This window comes from Pseudomonas onubensis (assembly GCF_965653655.1).
Classification (GTDB): domain Bacteria; phylum Pseudomonadota; class Gammaproteobacteria; order Pseudomonadales; family Pseudomonadaceae; genus Aquipseudomonas.
Genome location: NZ_CBFHAZ010000254.1, coordinates 1 through 464, shown reverse-complemented (window position 1 = coordinate 464; position 464 = coordinate 1). Strand labels below are relative to the sequence as shown.

Sequence of the window (464 nt, the reverse complement as noted above, 5' to 3'; positions counted from 1 at the left end):
ACATAATATGGATCAACACGGCCCTACATCTGTTTTAAAATCTGTTTCAAAATTACCAACAGATGAAATCGTAGGTGGGGTTCTCTTAAATCAGAAAGTAAATCCTCAAACGTTAGCCAAAGAAGAAGATAAATTAAAACTAATTGCTTTGTTACGAACATTCTTTAATCGTTTACATGGGTACCATATTCAATACAATGTTGTTTCCAGAGAGACGCTGATTGACGCTCAGAAACATCCTGAAAAACACAGAGACTTAATTGTTCGTGTTGCAGGATACTCTGCATTCTTCAATGTTCTTTCTAAGGCAACCCAAGATGACATTATAGGACGTACTGAGCATACTTTGTAAAATAAAGAGGTTCTTTTTATGGAATTTATGCTTGACACATTAAATTTAGATGAGATTAAAAAGTGGTCTGAAATTTTGCCGCTAGCTGGGGTAACTTCAAATCCCACTATTG

Annotated in this window: 2 protein-coding genes; both read left to right on the top strand. The window is 35.1% G+C overall.

What is annotated here, in order from left to right:
* Positions 1–352, top strand: a 352-nt coding sequence (locus ACTD9P_RS29840; protein ID WP_438870448.1) for a glycine radical domain-containing protein, incomplete at its 5' end; no start/stop codon positions are given.
* Positions 353–370: 18 nt separating this feature from the next.
* Positions 371–464, top strand: a 94-nt coding sequence (locus tag ACTD9P_RS29835; RefSeq protein WP_438870449.1) for a transaldolase family protein, incomplete at its 3' end; no start/stop codon positions are given.